General features: G+C 67.6%; 13 protein-coding genes and 1 pseudogene. 8 read left to right on the forward strand and 6 right to left on the reverse strand.

The genetic code is table 11. The features are described from left to right. The first annotated feature begins 15 nt into the window (after positions 1-15). From mmsA to J2W23_RS21565, 7 genes are read left to right on the forward strand one after another with little or no spacing between them, the layout of a single operon-like run. Positions 16-1542, forward strand: coding sequence for a multiple monosaccharide ABC transporter ATP-binding protein (gene mmsA, locus J2W23_RS21535; protein ID WP_307650330.1), 1527 nt, complete (start codon positions 16-18; stop codon positions 1540-1542). Further along, complete coding sequence (mmsB, locus tag J2W23_RS21540; RefSeq protein ID WP_307650182.1) at positions 1529-2743, forward strand: multiple monosaccharide ABC transporter permease; 1215 nt, start codon at positions 1529-1531, stop codon at positions 2741-2743. Before mmsA ends, mmsB begins: the two co-directional genes overlap by 14 nt. Positions 2744-2747: 4 nt before the next feature. Then, positions 2748-4271 carry a sugar ABC transporter ATP-binding protein gene (locus J2W23_RS21545; protein WP_307650183.1) on the forward strand — a complete coding sequence of 508 codons (1524 nt, stop codon included), beginning with the start codon at positions 2748-2750 and terminating at the stop codon, positions 4269-4271. Further along, on the forward strand, positions 4268-5302 hold the full coding sequence (locus tag J2W23_RS21550) for an ABC transporter permease (RefSeq protein ID WP_307650184.1): 1035 nt from the start codon (positions 4268-4270) through the stop codon (positions 5300-5302). The genes J2W23_RS21545 and J2W23_RS21550 overlap by 4 nt, the downstream gene beginning before the upstream one ends. Beyond that, positions 5299-6333, forward strand: coding sequence for a galactofuranose ABC transporter, permease protein YjfF (gene yjfF, locus J2W23_RS21555; protein WP_307650185.1), 1035 nt, complete (start codon positions 5299-5301; stop codon positions 6331-6333). Before J2W23_RS21550 ends, yjfF begins: the two co-directional genes overlap by 4 nt. 36 nt (positions 6334-6369) lie before the next feature. Beyond that, positions 6370-8118 carry an IlvD/Edd family dehydratase gene (locus tag J2W23_RS21560; protein WP_307650186.1) on the forward strand — a complete coding sequence of 583 codons (1749 nt, stop codon included), beginning with the start codon at positions 6370-6372 and terminating at the stop codon, positions 8116-8118. Positions 8119-8129: 11 nt separating this feature from the next. Then, on the forward strand, positions 8130-9047 hold the full coding sequence (locus J2W23_RS21565) for a dihydrodipicolinate synthase family protein (protein ID WP_307650187.1): 918 nt from the start codon (positions 8130-8132) through the stop codon (positions 9045-9047). A gap of 46 nt (positions 9048-9093) precedes the next feature. Here J2W23_RS21565 and J2W23_RS21570 read toward each other — a convergent pair. Next, positions 9094-9963, reverse strand: a pseudogene (locus J2W23_RS21570) (LysR family transcriptional regulator); the annotation flags it as partial. Between the two features lie 140 nt (positions 9964-10103). On the opposite strand from J2W23_RS21570, the gene J2W23_RS21575 reads away from it, so the two are divergent. Continuing rightward, entirely contained in the window at positions 10104-10850 is a 747-nt protein-coding gene (locus J2W23_RS21575; protein WP_307650331.1) for an SDR family NAD(P)-dependent oxidoreductase, read from the forward strand. 26 nt (positions 10851-10876) lie between these two features. Here the strand turns inward: J2W23_RS21575 and J2W23_RS21580 are convergent, their stop codons facing one another. The 5 genes from J2W23_RS21580 to J2W23_RS21600 form a co-directional block, all read right to left on the reverse strand. Further along, the gene (locus tag J2W23_RS21580) at positions 10877-11131 is read right to left on the reverse strand and encodes a hypothetical protein (RefSeq protein WP_176660282.1); all 255 of its coding nucleotides are present in this window, start codon (positions 11129-11131) and stop codon (positions 10877-10879) included. A gap of 151 nt (positions 11132-11282) precedes the next feature. Next, positions 11283-11750 carry a hypothetical protein gene (locus J2W23_RS21585; RefSeq protein WP_307650188.1) on the reverse strand — a complete coding sequence of 156 codons (468 nt, stop codon included), beginning with the start codon at positions 11748-11750 and terminating at the stop codon, positions 11283-11285. A gap of 31 nt (positions 11751-11781) precedes the next feature. Then, positions 11782-12192, reverse strand: coding sequence for a hypothetical protein (locus J2W23_RS21590; protein ID WP_176660284.1), 411 nt, complete (start codon positions 12190-12192; stop codon positions 11782-11784). 150 nt (positions 12193-12342) lie between these two features. Next, positions 12343-14910, reverse strand: coding sequence for a cyanophycin synthetase (cphA, locus tag J2W23_RS21595; RefSeq protein WP_307650189.1), 2568 nt, complete (start codon positions 14908-14910; stop codon positions 12343-12345). Positions 14911-14947: 37 nt separating this feature from the next. Further along, positions 14948-17185: a cyanophycin synthetase gene (locus J2W23_RS21600; RefSeq protein WP_307650190.1), complete on the reverse strand. Its 2238-nt coding sequence runs from the start codon at positions 17183-17185 to the stop codon at positions 14948-14950. Positions 17186-17267: the final 82 nt, after the last annotated feature.

The raw sequence follows: 17267 nt of genomic DNA on the forward strand, positions 1-17267 counted from the left end.
GGCACGATCCTCGAGATGCGCGGGATCACCAAGACGTTCCCGGGCGTGAAGGCGCTCAGCAACGTCAACCTCGCGGTGCGCGCGGGGGAAATCCACGCGGTGGTCGGCGAGAACGGCGCGGGCAAGTCGACGCTCATGAAGGTTTTGAGCGGCGTCTACCCGTGCGACTCGTACACCGGCGAGATCCATTTCGAGGGCGAGCTTCGCCGCTTCAAGACGATTGCCGACAGCGAGAAGCTGGGCATCATCATCATCCACCAGGAGCTCGCGCTGGTGCCGCTGCTCTCGATTGCCGAGAACCTGTTTCTGGGCAACGAGATCGCGAGCGGCGGCGTGATCGACTGGTTCGCCGCCTATGCGAAGACGCGCGAGCTGCTCGCCAAGGTGGGCCTGAAAGAGCTGCCCACCACGCTGGTGACCGACCTGGGCGTCGGCAAGCAGCAGCTGGTGGAAATTGCGAAGGCGCTGGCCAAGGAGGTGAAGCTCCTGATCCTCGACGAGCCCACCGCCAGCCTCAACGAGAACGACAGCGATGCGCTGCTGACCCTGTTGCTCGAACTCAAGCGCCAGGGCATCGCATCGATCCTCATCTCGCACAAGCTCAACGAGATCGCCAAGGTGGCCGATTCGATCACCGTGCTGCGCGACGGCGCCACGGTCGAGACGATGGACTGCCGCGGTGCGCCGATCAGCGAAGACCGCATCATCCGCGGCATGGTCGGGCGCGACATGGAGCACCGCTACCCGCAGCGCTCGCCGAAGATCGGCGAGACGGTGTTCGAGGTGCGCGACTGGCGCGTGCACCACGCGCTGCACGCCGACCGCGAGCAGATCAAGGGCGTGAACCTGCATGTGTGCCAGGGCGAGATCGTCGGCATCGCGGGCCTCATGGGCGCGGGGCGCACCGAGCTCGCGATGAGCGTGTTCGGCAAGTCGTACGGGCAGCGCATCAGCGGCTCGGTGCTCATGCACGGCAAGCCGGTGGACGTGAGCACCGTGCGCCGTGCCATCGACCACGGCATCGCCTACGTCACCGAGGACCGCAAGGGCCTGGGGCTGGTGCTGGAGGAAGGCATCCGCAAGAACATCAGCCTCGCGAACCTCGATGCGATTTCCGAACGCTCGGTGATCGACGACGGCCGCGAATTCAAGGTCGCCAACGACTACAGGAAGGCGCTGAACATCCGCTGCTCGGGCGTCGAGCAGCTGGTGGTCAACCTGTCGGGCGGCAACCAGCAGAAGGTGGTGCTGAGCAAGTGGCTCTTCACCAAGCCGGAACTGCTGATATTGGACGAACCCACGCGCGGCATCGACGTGGGCGCCAAGTACGAGATCTACACCATCATCGACCAGCTCGCGAACGAGGGCAAAGGCATTCTCATGATTTCTTCCGAACTGCCCGAGCTCTTGGGCATGTGCGACCGCATCTACGTGATGAACGAGGGGCGCTTCGTGGCCGAGTTCACCGCGGCCGAGGCGTCGCAGGAGCGCATCATGCATGCGATCGTGAGCGCAGGGAGCACCGTCCATGTCGCAGCCTGAAGCCAACGCGGTGCAGGGCGCCGCACCCACGACGCCGGTCACTGCGAAGCTCCACGTGGGCTTTTTGAAGAACAACTTGCGCGAATACGGCATGCTGATCTCGCTGGTCGCGATCATGGTGCTGTTCCAGGTGCTGACCGACGGCACGCTGCTGCGCCCGCTGAACCTCACCAACCTGCTGCTGCAGAACAGCTACGTGGTCATCATGGCGCTGGGCATGCTGCTGGTGATCGTGGCGGGGCACATCGACCTGTCGGTGGGCTCGGTGTGCGGTTTCATCGGCGCGCTCGCGGCGGTGCTGATGGTGGAGTACGAATGGCACTTCATCCCGACCGCGATCATCAGCATCGTGGCCGGCGCCGTCATCGGTGCCGCGCAGGGCTGGTTCGTCGCGTTCCGCAAGATCCCCTCGTTCATCGTCACGCTCGCGGGCATGCTGGTGTTCAAGGGGCTCACGCTGGCATTGCTGGCGGGGCAGTCGGTGGGGCCGTTTCCGGTGGAGTTCCAGCGCCTGAGCTCGGGCTTCATTCCCGATCCGCTCGGCGGCGACACCTTGCGCACCACCTCGCTGGTGGTCGGCGCGCTGGCCGCGGCGGCGCTGGTGTTCTTCAAGCTGCGCGGGCGCGCCAAGCTCAAGGCGCACGGCATGGAACAGGAACCCTATGCCTTCTTCCTCGTGAAGAACCTGTTCTTCGCGGCGATCATCCTTTTCTTCAGCTACCTGCTCTCCACCTACAAGGGCCTGCCCAACGTGCTGGTGGTGATGGCGGTCTTGATCGTGGTGTACGACTTCGTCACCAACCGCACGACCATCGGCCGGCGCATCTATGCGCTGGGCGGCAACGAGAAGGCGGCGCGGCTGTCGGGCGTGAAGACGCAGCGGCTCGCCTTCCTCACCTTCGTGAACATGGGCGCGCTCGCCGCGTTGGCCGGCCTCGTGTTCGCGGCGCGCCTGAACACGGCCACGCCCAAGGCGGGCCTGGGCTTCGAGCTCGACGTGATCGCGGCCTGCTTCATCGGCGGTGCCTCGGCCTCGGGCGGCGTGGGCCGGGTGATGGGCGCGGTGATCGGCGCCTTCATCATGGGCGTGATGAACAACGGCATGTCGATCCTGGGCATCGGCATCGACTACCAGCAGGTCATCAAGGGGCTGGTGCTGCTGGCGGCGGTGTTCATCGACGTCTACAACAAGAACAAGTAGCCGCATGACCGAGCGCACGACCACAGCCCCCGTGCTCGAGCTGCGGGGCATCCGCAAGCAGTTCGGCGGCATCCCGGTGTTGAACGATGTCCAGCTGCGGTTGTACCCGGGCGAGGTCCATGCGCTGATGGGGCAGAACGGCGCGGGCAAGTCGACGCTCATCAAGGTGCTCACCGGCGTGCTGCCGTCCAGCGGCGGCGAGATGTTCTTCGACGGCCAGGCGATCCGGCCCGGCTCGCCGCTGGAGGCGCAGAAGCTGGGCATCAGCACGGTCTACCAGGAGGTGAACCTGTGCCCGAACCTCTCGGTGGCGGAGAACGTGTTCGCGGGGCGCTATCCGCGCTGCGGCGCGATGCAGGGTTTTCGCATCGACTGGGCGGCGGTGAACCGCCGCGCGGCCGAATTGCTGGCGCGCATCGGGCTCGATATCGACGTGACGCGCCTGCTGTCCAGCTATTCGGTCGCGGTGCAGCAGCTGGTGGCGATCGCGCGCGCGCTCGGCGTGTCGTCGAAGGTGCTGATCCTCGACGAGCCGACATCGAGCCTTGACGACGACGAGGTCGAGAAGCTGTTCGAGGTGCTGCGTCGGCTGCGCGGCGAGGGCCTTGCCATCGTCTTCGTCACGCACTTCCTGAACCAGATGTATGCCGTGTCGGACCGCATCACGGTGCTGCGCAACGGCAACTGGGTGGGCGAATGGAAAGCGGCGGACCTCGGCCCGCAGGCGCTGATCGCGGCGATGCTCGGGCGCGAGCTGGCCGCGCAATCGGCACGGCCCGCCGCGCTGCCCGCGTTCGACGAGGCTGCGTCGGCGTTGCTGCAGACCGAAGGATTGGGGCAGGCGGGGCAGTTGCAGGCGACTGACCTGCGCGTGCGTGCCGGCGAGGTCGTCGGCATCGCCGGCCTGCTCGGCGCGGGCCGCACCGAGCTTGCGCGCCTGCTGTTCGGCCTGGAGTCGCCCGACCGTGGCGTGCTGAAGATCGACGGCCGCTCCGTCAGCTTCTCGAATCCGGCCGATGCGATCCGCGAAGGCCTCGCGCTGTGTCCCGAAGAGCGCAAGACCGATGGCATCGTGGCCGAGCTGTCGGTGCGAGAGAACATCGCACTGGCCTTGCAGGCCCGGCTCGGCACGCGGAAATTTCTCTCGCATGCCGAGCAGACCGCGATGGCCGAACGATTCGTCGCCTCGCTGGGCATCAAGACGGCGAGCATCGAAACCCCCATCGGCCTGCTCTCGGGCGGCAACCAGCAGAAGGCCATGATCGCGCGCTGGCTCGCCACCGAGCCGCGCCTCCTGATCCTCGACGAACCCACGCGCGGCATCGACGTGGCCGCCAAGCAGGAAATCATGGAAGAGATCCTGCGCCTCGCGCGTGCGGGCATGGCGGTGATCTTCATCTCGTCGGAGATGAGCGAAGTGGTGCGCGTGGCGCATCGCATCGTGGTTCTGCGCGACCGGCAGAAGGTGGGCGAGCTGCCAGGCGGCTCCACGGAGGACGAGGTCTACGAAATGATTGCCGCCGCATGAACCGCTTCTCGTCCCTCATGAGCCACCGGCTCGCCTGGCCCGTTGTCACGTTGCTGCTGCTGCTCGCGATCAACACCGCGTTCAACGCCAGCTTCCTGCACCTCGAATGGCGCGACGGCCATCTCTACGGCAGCCTGATCGACATCGTGAACCGAGCGGCGCCGCTGGTGCTGGTCTCGCTCGGCATGACGCTGGTGATCGCCACGCGCGGCATCGACATTTCGGTCGGCGCAGTGGTGGCCATTGCGGCGGCGGTCGCGGCCTGGATGATCGGCGGCTCCGTCTCCAGCGACGTGAGCCGCTTCCCGATGCCGCTTGCGATCCTCGCGGCGCTCGGCGTCGCGCTGCTGTGCGGCCTGTGGAACGGTTTGCTGGTCGCCAAGGTCGGCATGCAGCCGATCATCGCGACGCTGATCCTCATGGTCGCGGGCCGCGGCATCGCGCAGCTCGTCGCGGACGGGCAGATCATCACGATCTACTACAAGCCCTTCTTCTTCCTCGGCAGTGGCTACCTGCTGGGCCTGCCGTTCTCGCTGTTCATCGTGGCGGCGGTGTTCGTGCTGCTGTATCTCGCGATCACGCGCACGGCGCTCGGCCTGTTCATCCAGGCGGTGGGCATCAACCCGACCGCGGCGCGCGTGGCGGGCATCCAGTCGCGGCGGCTCGTCGTCGGTGCGTATGCGTTCTGCGGCGTCTGCGCGGGCGTGGCGGGCCTTCTGATCAGTTCGAACGTGAAGAGCGCGGACGGCAACAACGCCGGCCAGCTGCTGGAGCTCGATGCCATCCTCGCGGTCACGCTCGGCGGAACGGCGCTCACGGGCGGTCGCTTCAGCCTCGTGGGCAGCGTGATCGGCGCACTCATCATCCAGACGCTCACCTATGCGATCTATTCGCTCGGTGTGCCGCCCGAAATCAACCTCGTGGTGAAGGCGGTGGTGGTGTTCGTGGTGATGCTGTTGCAGTCGCCGGAGTTCAGGGCAGAGGTTAGGTCGCTTGTTCAGCGGCCTGCGCATGAAGGGGGACGGGCATGAGCGCGGTCATCGAAACTGTGGCTGCGACCTCACCCCAGCCCTCTCCCGCGAGCGGGAGAGGAGGCAAGGCAGGGCTCAACCCGAAGTACCTGCCGCTCACCGCGACCATCTCGCTGTTCATGCTGATGGCGACGCTGGGCTCGGTGTTTTACGACGGCTTCTTCTCGGCACAGGTGTTCCTCAACCTGCTGATCGACAACGCGTTCCTGATCGTCGTCGCGGTCGGCATGACCTTCGTGATCCTCTCGGGCGGCATCGACCTCTCGGTGGGCTCGGTGATCGCGCTCACGACGATGGTGTCGGCCTCGCTGGTCGAAAAGCACGGGTGGAGCCCGGCGATCGTGATCCCGCTGGTGCTGGCGATGGGCACGGCCTTCGGCGCCTTCATGGGCCTGCTCATCGAGCGCTTCCGGCTGCAGCCCTTCATCGTCACGCTCGCGGGCATGTTCCTCGCGCGCGGGCTTTGCTATCTGATCAGCATCGATTCGATCAGCATCACCAACGAGTTTTACTCGGAGGTCTCGCAGATCCGCATTCCGGTCTGGGGCGAGGCCTCGGTCTCGATCAGCGCGGTGATCGCCATCGTGGTGCTGCTGGCCGCGGTGTTCATCGCGCACTGCACGCCGTTCGGCCGCGCCGTGTACGCCATCGGCGGCAGCGAGCATTCGGCGATGCTGATGGGCCTGCCGGTGCGCCGCACGCTCGTGGGCGTGTACACGCTCTCGGGCTTCTGCTCGGCGCTGGCCGGCGTGATCTTCACTTTCTACATGCTCTCGGGCTACGGCCTGCATGCGCTCGGGCTGGAGCTCGACGCCATCGCGGCGGTGGTGATCGGCGGCACGCTGCTCACCGGCGGCGTGGGCTATGTGGCGGGCACGCTGTTCGGCGTGCTGATGCTCGGGATCATCCAGACGCTGATTTCCTTCGACGGCACGCTGAGCTCGTGGTGGACGCGCATCGTGGTGGGCGCGCTGCTCTTCGTGTTCTGCCTGCTGCAACGCTTCTTCACCTCGCGCGCACCCCGGCGCTGACCTTCTTTTCTCTCTTTTCTCTCAGGACACCTTCGCATGCCGGACACCCCTCCGAAGAAACTGCGCTCGACCGAATGGTTCGGCTCGGCCGACAAGAACGGCTTCATGTACCGCAGCTGGATGAAGAACCAGGGCATTCCGGACCATGAGTTCGACGGCCGGCCGATCGTCGGCATCTGCAACACCTGGTCGGAGCTCACGCCGTGCAATGCGCACTTCCGCAAGATCGCGGAGCATGTGAAGCGCGGCATTTCCGAAGCCGGCGGTTTCCCCGTCGAGTTCCCGGTGTTCTCGAACGGCGAATCGAACCTGCGCCCCACCGCGATGCTCACGCGCAACCTCGCGAGCATGGACGTGGAAGAGGCCATCCGCGGCAATCCGGTCGATGCCGTCGTGCTGCTCACCGGCTGCGACAAGACCACGCCGGCGCTCTTGATGGGCGCGGCAAGCTGCGACATCCCGGCCATCGTGGTGACGGGCGGGCCGATGCTCAACGGCAAGCTCGACGGCAAGGACATCGGCTCGGGCACCGCCGTGTGGCAGCTGCACGAATCGCTGAAGGCGGGCGAGATCAACCTGCACCAGTTCCTCTCGGCCGAGGGCGGCATGTCGCGCTCGGCGGGCACCTGCAACACGATGGGCACCGCCTCGACGATGGCCTGCATGGCCGAGGCGCTGGGCACCTCGCTGCCGCACAACGCGGCGATTCCGGCGGTCGATGCGCGGCGCTACGTGCTCGCGCAGATGTCGGGTGCGCGCGCGGTGCAGATGGCCAAGGAAGGGCTCACGCTCTCGAAGATCCTCACGCGCGAGGCGTTCGAGAACGCGATTCGCGTGAATGCGGCCATCGGCGGATCGACCAACGCGGTGATCCACCTGAAGGCGATCGCGGGCCGCATCGGCGTCGACCTCGAACTGGAAGACTGGACGCGCATCGGCAGCCACACGCCGACCATCGTCGACCTGATGCCCTCCGGGCGCTTCCTGATGGAAGAGTTCTATTACGCGGGCGGGCTGCCCGCGGTGCTGCGCCGCCTGGGCGAGGGCGGCCTGCTGCCGCACCCCGGCGCGCTCACCGTCAACGGCCAGTCGATCTGGGACAACGTGCGCGAGGCGCCGAGCCTGAACGACGAGGTGATCCGCCCGCTCGACAACCCGTTGATCGCCGATGGCGGCATCCGCATCCTGCGCGGCAATCTTTCGCCGCGCGGCGCGGTGCTCAAGCCCTCGGCGGCAACGCCCGAGCTGCTCAGGCACCGCGGCCGTGCCGTGGTGTTCGAGAACCTGGAGCACTACAAGGAACGCATCGTCGACGAGTCGCTGGACATCGACGCGAGCTCGGTGATGGTGCTGAAGAACTGCGGCCCCAAGGGCTACCCCGGCATGGCCGAGGTGGGCAACATGGGGCTGCCGCCGAAGCTGCTGCGCCAGGGCGTGAAGGACATGGTGCGCATCTCGGATGCGCGCATGAGCGGCACGGCCTACGGCACGGTGGTGCTGCACGTCGCGCCCGAAGCCGCCGATGGCGGGCCGCTCGCGGCGGTGCGCGATGGCGACTGGATCGAGCTCGACTGCGATGCGGGGCGCCTGCACCTGGACATCAGCGACGAGGAGCTCGCATCGCGCCTGGCCTCGCTGTCCGCATCCGATGCGCAGCCCATGAGCACGCGCGGCGGCGGCTACCAGAAGCTCTACGTCAACCACGTGCTGCAGGCCGATGAAGGCTGCGACTTCGACTTTCTGGTGGGCTGCAGAGGCTCCGCCGTTCCACGTCATTCCCACTGACCACACACACCATGACCCCCAGATACCGCGGCATCTTCCCGGTGGTGCCGACCACCTTCACCGAACAGGGCGCGCTCGACCTGGAAAGCCAGAAGCGCTGTGTCGATTTCATGATCGATGCGGGCTCCGACGGCCTGTGCATCCTCGCGAATTTCTCGGAGCAGTTCGTGCTGTCGGACGAAGAGCGCGAGGTGCTCACGCGCACGATGCTCGAACACGTGAAAGGCCGCGTGCCGGTGATCGTGACCACCACGCACTACAGCACCAAGGTCTGCGCCGAGCGCAGCCGCCGCGCACAGGACATGGGCGCGGCGATGCTGATGGTGATGCCGCCGTATCACGGCGCCACCTTCCGCGTGCCCGAGCCGCAGATCCACGAGTTCTATGCACGGCTCTCCGATGCGGTGAGCATCCCGATCATGATCCAGGACGCGCCTGCCAGCGGCACGGTGCTGTCGGCGCCATTCCTTGCACGGATGGCCAAGGAGATCGAGCACGTCGCGTATTTCAAGATCGAGACGGCCGGTGCGGCGGCAAAGTTGCGCGAACTGATCCGCCTGGGCGGCGACGCCATCGAAGGCCCGTGGGACGGCGAAGAGGCCATCACGCTGATGCCCGACCTCGATGCCGGCGCGACCGGCTCGATGACCGGCGGCGGCTATCCCGATGGCATTCGCCCGATCATCGAGGCGCACCGCGCGGGCGACCGCGACAAGGCCTTTGCGCTCTACCAGCAGTGGCTGCCGCTCATCAACTACGAGAACCGGCAGGCGGGCCTCCTGGCCTGCAAGTCGCTCATGAAGGAGGGCGGCGTGATCGCTTGCGAGGCGCCGCGGCATCCGCTGCCGGCGATGCATCCCGCGACGCGTGCCGGCCTGATCGAGACGGCGAAGCGGCTCGATCCGCTGGTGCTGCGCTGGGGGCGATAGCCAGTTCGCTGTCTTCGACGAAGTAGGGCGCGAGGATCTCGGTCAGCCAGTTCATCACCGCGACCACGCGCGGTGCGAGCTGGCGCCGGTTGACGTACACCAGCGACACCGGCATCGGGCGCGCGGTGAAGGCCGCCATAACCTGCACGAGCGAGCCGGCTGCAAAGCAGGGCAGGAGGCCGCCGATCGGTGCCTGGATCAGCCCGAGGCCTGCGATCGCCGCGGCGTTGTAGGCATCGGTGCCATTCACCGTGACGATGGCGCGCACCGGCTGCATCCGGTAGCGGCCTTGGGCTGCGTCGAAGTATTCCCAGCCCGCGTCGTTCGGCGAGAGGGTCTGCGCGAAGTGCACGATGCGGTGCTGCGCGAGGTCGGCCAGCGTTTGCGGCGTGCCATGCGCCTGCAGGTAGGCCGGGCTGGCGGCGTTGGCCATCCGCATCAGGCCGAGCGGCCGCGCGACGAGTTCGGAATCTCCCAGCACGCCCACGCGCAGCACGCAGTCGAAGCCCTCGTTCACGAGGTCGACGCGGCGGTCGGTGGTGCTGATGCCGATCTCCAGTGCGGGATGCCGCGCAAGGAACTCAGGCAGGCGCGGAATGACGAGGTCGCGCGCCACGGTGGCGGGCAGGTCGATGCGCAGGCGCCCCGTGAGGCCGCCGATGTTCGAGCGGAACATGGTGGCGAGCTGTTCGCCTTCGGACAGGTATTCCTTGCAGCGGTCGAGAAACCGCTCGCCGTCCTCGGTCAGGCGCACGCTGCGCGTGGTGCGCTGCAAGAGCCGCGTGCCCAGGCGCTCTTCGAGGTGCTGCACGGCCACCGAGACGCGTGCGCGCGTCAGGCCGAGCTGGTCCGCGGCGCGGCTGAAGCTCGCGAGCTCGGCGACCCTCGAGAAGATGCGCAGTTCGTCGATGTTCATGGCGGCAGATTGTTTCCTTGTTGGATAACAGTGTGCAACGCCTGGCGGGATTTATCTTGCTGCCGGTAATTTTTAAAGTCCACCCATCCACTCATCGAGGACTTAGAAATGACCGCTTCCACCCCCCCCATGCATCCCGCATCGCACTCATCACCGGCGGCAGCCGTGGCCTCGGCCGCAGCGCCGCGCTGGCGCTCGCCGCGGATGGCGTCGATGTGATCCTGACCTACGTGTCGAACGAAGCCGCCGCGCAGGCGGTGGTGTCGGAGATCGAAGCGAAAGGGCGCCGCGCCGTCGCGCTCAGGCTCGACGTCGGCGACAGCAAGGCCTTCGCCGCGTTCGCCGATTCGGTGAAGGCGGCGCTGGCGGCCGCTTGGCAGCGGGAGCGTTTCGACTTCCTGGTGAACAACGCCGGAGTGGGCCTGCATGTGAACTTCGAGGACATGACCGAAACGCAGTTCGACACGCTCTACAACATCCACTTCAAGGGCACATACTTTCTCACCCAGAAGCTGCTGCCGCTGATCAACGACGGTGGGCGCATCGTCAACGTGTCGACGGGGCTGACGCGCTTCGCCATGGCGGGCGCTTCGGCCTATGCCGCGATGAAGGGCGCCGTGGAAGTGCTGACGCGCTACCTCGCCAAGGAACTCGGCGCGCGCGGCATCGCGGCGAACACGATCGCGCCGGGTGCGATCGAGACCGACTTCAGCGGCGGCATGGTGCGCGACAACGCACAGGTGAACGCAATGGTGGCGGGCTTCACCGCGCTGGGGCGCGCGGGCAAGCCCGACGACATCGGCGGTGCGATCGCAGGCTTGCTCGGGGAGAGGAATCGCTGGGTGAATGCCCAGCGCATCGAGGTATCGGGCGGGATGATGGTCTGAGCGCGCCCGCGCCCTGGAGATGCTTGCTAGCTCTTTTCGAGTTCGGTGACCTGCAGCGACAGGTCGAACAGCTTGGACTTGCTGGCGTAGTAGCGGTCGAGCCGCCATTCCTTCAGGATGTCCATGGCGAGCTCGAAGCTCTTGTAGTCGAGGGAGTAGAGCGTGACGAGCTCGAAGCTGTGTTCGGACTCCAGGGCCAACACGAGTTGGGCCAGGATCTTGGCCGATTCGTTGGCCGGGTCCGTTTCTATGAATCGGCGAGCGACCTTGATGGCATTCATGGGAAAGAGTTCCTCGGTGGGCAGGGACCGAGAACTATAGCTAGCAGGCGACTGCCTTTTATGACAGTCTCGTGACAATCAAGGCCATCGCCCGGCGGCCGAAGCCACCCGCCTCCCAAGCGAGTGCCCATGGCTTCGTTTCCGCGCCGATTCAGCGGATCGGTGCCGGCATCGGCATCGGCATCGGACGCGGTGCCATGATCGGTTCGGGCGCGCGTTCCATGGGCGTCGGCGCCGGCATCACGATGGTGGTGACCGATTCGCGGATCACGCCGCCGCCCATCACGCTGCCTTCGACGCTGGCACTGGTGTTGCCCGCGCCGCCAAGCACACGGGCTTCGCAATCCCTGCGGTCACCGGGCGACTGTTGCAGGCCGCAGCGCGCGAGCGCATTGGCGCGGTAGTCGGGTGCGCCGGTCAGGCCGCCGCGTGCGGCTTCCTGGCGGGCTGCGCCGGCCTCGCGGATGCAGGCTGCGCGGTCTTGCTGGTTGTGGCCGCAAACCGCGAGTTCCTGCTGGTAGGTGCTGCCGCGCGAACCTTGTGCGGAGGCGATGCCAGCGGTTGCCATGCCGCCAACGGCAAGCAGGGCGAGGACGATCGAACGGGTGTTGCTCTTCATGATGTGCTCCTTGGAGTGATCGATCTGCAAATCAACGTGCCGGTGCGGGTTGCGCCGGCAGAGGCGTCACGGTTTCGCGGATCACGCCGCCGCCCATCACGCTGCCTTCGGTGGTGGTGCGGGCGCCGCCCTTGATGCGGGCTTCGCAGTCGGCCTGGTCGGCTGCGGGTTGTTCGGCGCAGCGCGCGAGGGCGTTGACCTGGCCGCGGGCCGGGCTTGGCGTGGTGAGGCCGGCGCGTCCGGCTTCCTGCTTCGCGGCGCCGGCTTCGCGCAGGCACGCTGCACGGTCTTGCTGCACGCCGTCGCACACGGCGCGTTCCTTCTGCGCGCGGGCGTCGGTGCCGGGCGCCTGCGCGCTGGCGGTCTGTGCGCCGAAGACGATGAATCCACTCGCGGCGAAGAGGGCCGTGGCGGAAAGAAGGGAACGAACTGTTGTTGTCATGCGGGCTCCTGGTTGGGGCGCTCCTCCGAGAGGTTCGCGACCGGAGCCACAGTCTGCTGCTGGCCGGGGTGCGGGGTCTGTGGGACAGCCCCGTTCAGCGGGCGGGCCGGACACGCCCCTGTGTGTGGGACATGTCCGTCAACCCGTGTATCAGCCTGCTGCGATGCGCTGTGCCAGGTGAGCGAGCGCTTCCTCGACCTGGTCCACGAGGATCAGCGAGAGGTCGCCCGGCTGCAACCTTGCCAGCGCCGTGTCGATCGCCACGAACTCGCCGCGGATCTCGTCGATGTAACGCGTGCGGCCCGCGCCCTGCAGGCCCTGGCGCAGCAGCGCCATGACTTCGCCGTCGGCGCGGCCCCTTTGCGCCGCGTCCTGGTACAGGATCACGTCGTCGAAGGCTTCGCCGAGGATGGCCGTCTGGTCGCGGATGTCCGAATCGCGCCGGTCGCCCGCGCCGCTGATCACCACCGAGCGCTTGTTGGCCGGCATCGTGTCCACGGCCGAGACCAGCGCGCGCATCGCGTCGGTGTTGTGGCCGTAGTCGGCGATGACGGTGGCGCCGCGGTAGTCCATGACGTTGAAGCGCCCGGGCACGCCGGCCGCATCGTTCATGAAGCTTGCAAGGCCGCTGCGGATGGTGTCCCAGTCCAGGCCCACGGCCCAGGCAGCGGCGACCGAGGCCATCACGTTGTCGACCTGGAAGCCGATGGTGCCGTTGCGCGTGATCGGCACATCGCGCAGCGCAATGCGCTCGCGCCACGAACCTTCGGCCGCGACCAGCGTGTCCTGGTCGACGTACACGGTACGCTTGCCCTGTGCGCGGTGCGTGGCCATCACCGGATGCATGCGGTCGGCGGTGAAGAAGATCACGTGGCCGGGGCAGCCGGCCGCCATCGCGGCGACGTTCACGTCGGCCGCGTTGAGCACCGCGTAGCCGTCGGCGGCCACGTTGCGCACGATCACGCGCTTCAGCACCGCGAGGTCTTCGACGGTGGTGATGTAGTTCAGGCCCAGGTGGTCGCCGCTGCCGATGTTGGTGACCACGGCCACCTGGCAGCGGTCGAAGCCGAGGCCTTCGCGCAGCACGCCGCCGCGGGCCACTTCGAACACCGCCGCATCGACGTCGGGGTGCATCAGCACGTTGCGCGCGCTCTTCGGGCCGCTGCAGTCGCCGCTGTCGGTCTGGCGGCCATCGACGTACACGCCGTCGGTGTTGGTCATGCCGGTGCGCAGGCCGCTGGAGGCGAGCAGGTGGTTGATGAGGCGCGCGGTGGTCGTCTTGCCGTTGGTGCCGGTGACCGCGACCACGGGAATGCGGCCGTCGTCGCCGTGGGCGAACAGGGTGTCGACCACCGCTTCGCCGACCGCGCGGCCGCGGCCGAACGAGGGCGAGATGTGCATGCGAAGGCCCGGGGCGGCATTCACTTCGACCACGCCGCCGTGCTGCTCTTCGAGCGGGCGCAGCACGTTCTCGCAGACCATGTCGACGCCGCAGATGTGCAGGCCCACCATCTGCGCCGCATCGACCGCGCGCGCGGCCACTTCGGGGTGCACGGTGTCGGTCACGTCGGTGGCGGTGCCGCCGGTGGAAAGGTTCGCGTTGTTGCGCAGCACCACGCGCTGGCCGCGCTCGGGCACGCTCTCGGGCGTGAGGCCTTGCGATTCGAGCCGGCCGATGGCGATGTCGTCCAGGCGGATCTTGGTGAGCGAGGTGGCGTGGCCCTCGCCGCGGCGCGGATCGCGGTTCACGGTGTCCACGAGCTGGCGCACGGTGAGCTGGCCGTCGCCGATCACCTGCGGCGGATCGCGCCGCGCGGCGGCCACGAGCCGGTCGCCCACCACCAGCAGGCGGAAGTCGAAGCCCGGCAGGAATTTCTCGACCATCACCTCGCCGTAGACGGCGGCCGAGTCGTAGGCCGAGGTCAGTTGCTCTTTGGTGGTGATGTTGACGGTGACGCCCTTGCCCTGGTTGCCGTCCTGCGGCTTCACCACGACCGGCAGGCCGATTTCTTCCGCGGCGGCCCAGCCGTCTTCGGCGCTGGAGACGGGGCGGCCCAGCGGCACCGGCACGCCGGCGGCGTTGAGCAGCTGCTTGGTCAGTTCCTTGTCCTGCGCGATCGATTCGGCCACGCCGCTGGTGCTGTCGACCTCCGCGGCCTGGATGCGGCGCTGCTTGGAGCCCCAGCCGAACTGCACCAGGCTGCCGCTCGTGAGGCGCCGGTACGGAATGCCGCGTGCCACGGCTGCATCGACGATGGAGCCGGTGCTCGGGCCGAGGCGCTCGGATTCGTCCAGGTCGCGCAGATCGGTGATGGCGGCGGTGGCGTCGAAGGGTGTGTCGGCCAGCGTGGCGGCGATCAACTGCTCGGCCAGCTCGATCGCGCGGCGGCCCACGGCTTCTTCGCTGTACTGGAAGACGACCTGGTAGACGCCTTCTTCCACCGTCTGCGAGGTGTGACCGAAGTTCACGGCGCAGCCGGCCTGCGCCTGCAGCGCCACGGCGGCGTTTTCGAGCACGTGGGCAAGCGCCAGCGGCTGGCCCAGCACCATCGGGTGCAGTTCGCCGATGGTGGGGAAGCGGGCGCGCAGGCGCGCTTCGAAACCGGCGAGCTTGCTGATGGCGTTTTCATCGCCTTCGCAGGCCACGACCGCCTCGATGGCGGTGTGGCGGCTCCAGAGATTGGGCCCGCGAAGGGCTCGGATGCGGGTGACTTTCATGGGGCTTGCGGGAGCTGGCAGTCGGGCGCTGGGCGCCTCAGACGAATTGGGGTTGAAGAGGCTGCGTTTGCGACAGTTGCAGCGAAGCCAGGGCGGCCTGCAGGTCGGCTTCGAAAGCCTCCACGCCGGCGCCGATCAGGTTCAGCGGAATGCCCATTGCCCAGGCGGCGGCCACGGCGGCCAGCAGGCTTTCGAGCGTCACGCCGGCATGGGTGGCGCGCCAGATCGTCAGGCGCCCCAGGCCCGGCAGGAACGATTCGCTGCTGCCGTTGGCCAGCACCACGCGGTCCTGCCGCACCAGCACGGCCTTGCCGCCGGCGGTCTGGTGCGCGGTGAGCGCGGCGGCCTGCGGGTCGGCCGAATACAGGATGACGGCGCCATCGCACAGCGGCGCGAGGCCGGCCACGCGCGCATCGGCCGCGTTCAGCACGGCCGTGCCTTCGCCCAGCACCACGTCGACCTGCGTGCGCAGCACCTTGACCATCTGGTCGCTCTCGGTGATGTCGTAGTCGGCGAGCGCCTCGGCGCCTTCCAGGTCGGTGACGATGCCGACTTCGCAGCGGTCGTAGGCCAGGCCGTCGCGCAGGATGGTCTCGGCGCCGTTCTCGATCACCACGGCCTGCACGGCGCGGTTCACGAGCAGGCGGTGGCCGGCTTCCCAATTGGCGCTGTCGCGCGCATCGACGCGGCGGCGTTCGAGGAACAGGCCGTCGCGGCAGGCCAGGCCCGTGTGGCGCCCGCCCAGGTTGATGAGCCAGGCCACGAGGCGTGCGAGCACCGCGGTGTCCTGCGAGCCGGCTACGCCGACCACGGGAATTCGGCCGGGCGCGTCGTTGGGGAACAGGTGGTCGCAGATCGCGCGGCCCACCGGGCGCGGCGAGCCGACGGCCGGCTTCAGGTGCATCAGGAGGCCCGGGCCGGCGTTGACTTCGACGATCGCGCCGCGCTGCGGGCCGAGCGGCTTGGAGATGTCCTGCGCCACGAGGTCGATGCCCGCGATATCGAGGCCCACGACGCGCGCGGCCAGCACGGCGGCGTGCGCGACTTCGGGGTGGACTTGGTCGGTGCAGTCGTTGGCCATGTTGCCGTTGCGCTGGATCGTGACCACGCGGCCGGCGGCCGGCACCGAGGCGCCGTCCAGTTCCTGGCGCTTGAGCTCGAGCTGCAGCTTGGCGTCGGTGGCCAGCACGATCAGGTCGAGCGGGTATTCCTCTTCGGCGCCGCGGCGCGGGTCGCTGTTGAGCTGCTTTTCGATGAGTTCGGCCACGCTGAGCTTGCCGTCGCCGGTCACGGTGATGATCTCGCCGCGCGCGGCCGCCACCACTTCGCCGCCCACCACCAGCAGGCGGTGTTCGTGGCCGCGGATGAAGCGCTCGACCATCACATCGCTGCCTTCGGGCTCCGCAACTGCGAAGGCGGCCATCACTTCTTCGCGCGTCGTCAGTTCGAGCGACACGCCGCGGCCGTGGTTGGCGTCCGAGGGTTTCACGACCACCGGCAGGCCGATGTCTTCGGCGGCTTCCCAGGCTTCTTCGGCGCTGGCGACGATCTGGCCTTCGGGCACCGGCACGCCGCAGCTCGCGAGCAGGGACTTGGTCAGTTCCTTGTCGCTGGCGATCGATTCGCCGATGGCGCTGGTGTAGTCGGTCTCGGCGGTCCAGATGCGCTGCTGGTTGGCGCCGTAGCCCAGTTGCACGAGGTTGCCGCTGTTGAGCCGCATGTGCGGGATGCCGCGGTCGGTGGCGGCGGACACGATGGCGGCGGTGCTCGGGCCGAGGTAGCAGTCCTCGACCTTGGCCTTGACCGCGTCGACGGCCTTCTGCACGTCGCCGGCGGTGAACGGATCGTTGTTGATGGCGGCCATCAGGAGCTTGTGGCCCTCGGCCAGCGCCACCCGGGCGACCTGCTCGTCGCGCGCCCGGAACACCATGCGGTAGACGCCGTGCTCCGAAGTACTGCGGGTTTGCCCGAATCCGGTCGGCATGCCGGCCAGGTTCAGCAGTTCGATGACGACGTGTTCGAGCACGTGGCCTGACCAGGTGCCTTCGGTCAGCCGCTGGATGAATCCGCCGCGCTCGCCCACGCCGCAGTGGTGCTCGATGAGCGCCGGGAGCAGGGCCGTGAGGCGGTCGGTGAAACCGTCGATCTTGTTGGAGGGGAAGTCTTCCAGTTGGCCCAGATCGAGCCAGACTTCGAGCACCGGACGGTAGGTCCAGAGGTTGGGACCGCGCAAATAGTTGATGCGCAGCAGGCGGATGTCGTCGAAACGGGTCATGCAAACGTTCGATGTGCTTTGGCCGAGCACCACGGCGCCTTCAAGCGCGCCCATGGCAATCGGTCAGAATCGGCGCCCGACA

The organism is Variovorax boronicumulans (assembly GCF_030812215.1).
In the GTDB taxonomy this organism is placed as follows: domain Bacteria; phylum Pseudomonadota; class Gammaproteobacteria; order Burkholderiales; family Burkholderiaceae_C; genus Variovorax; species Variovorax boronicumulans_C.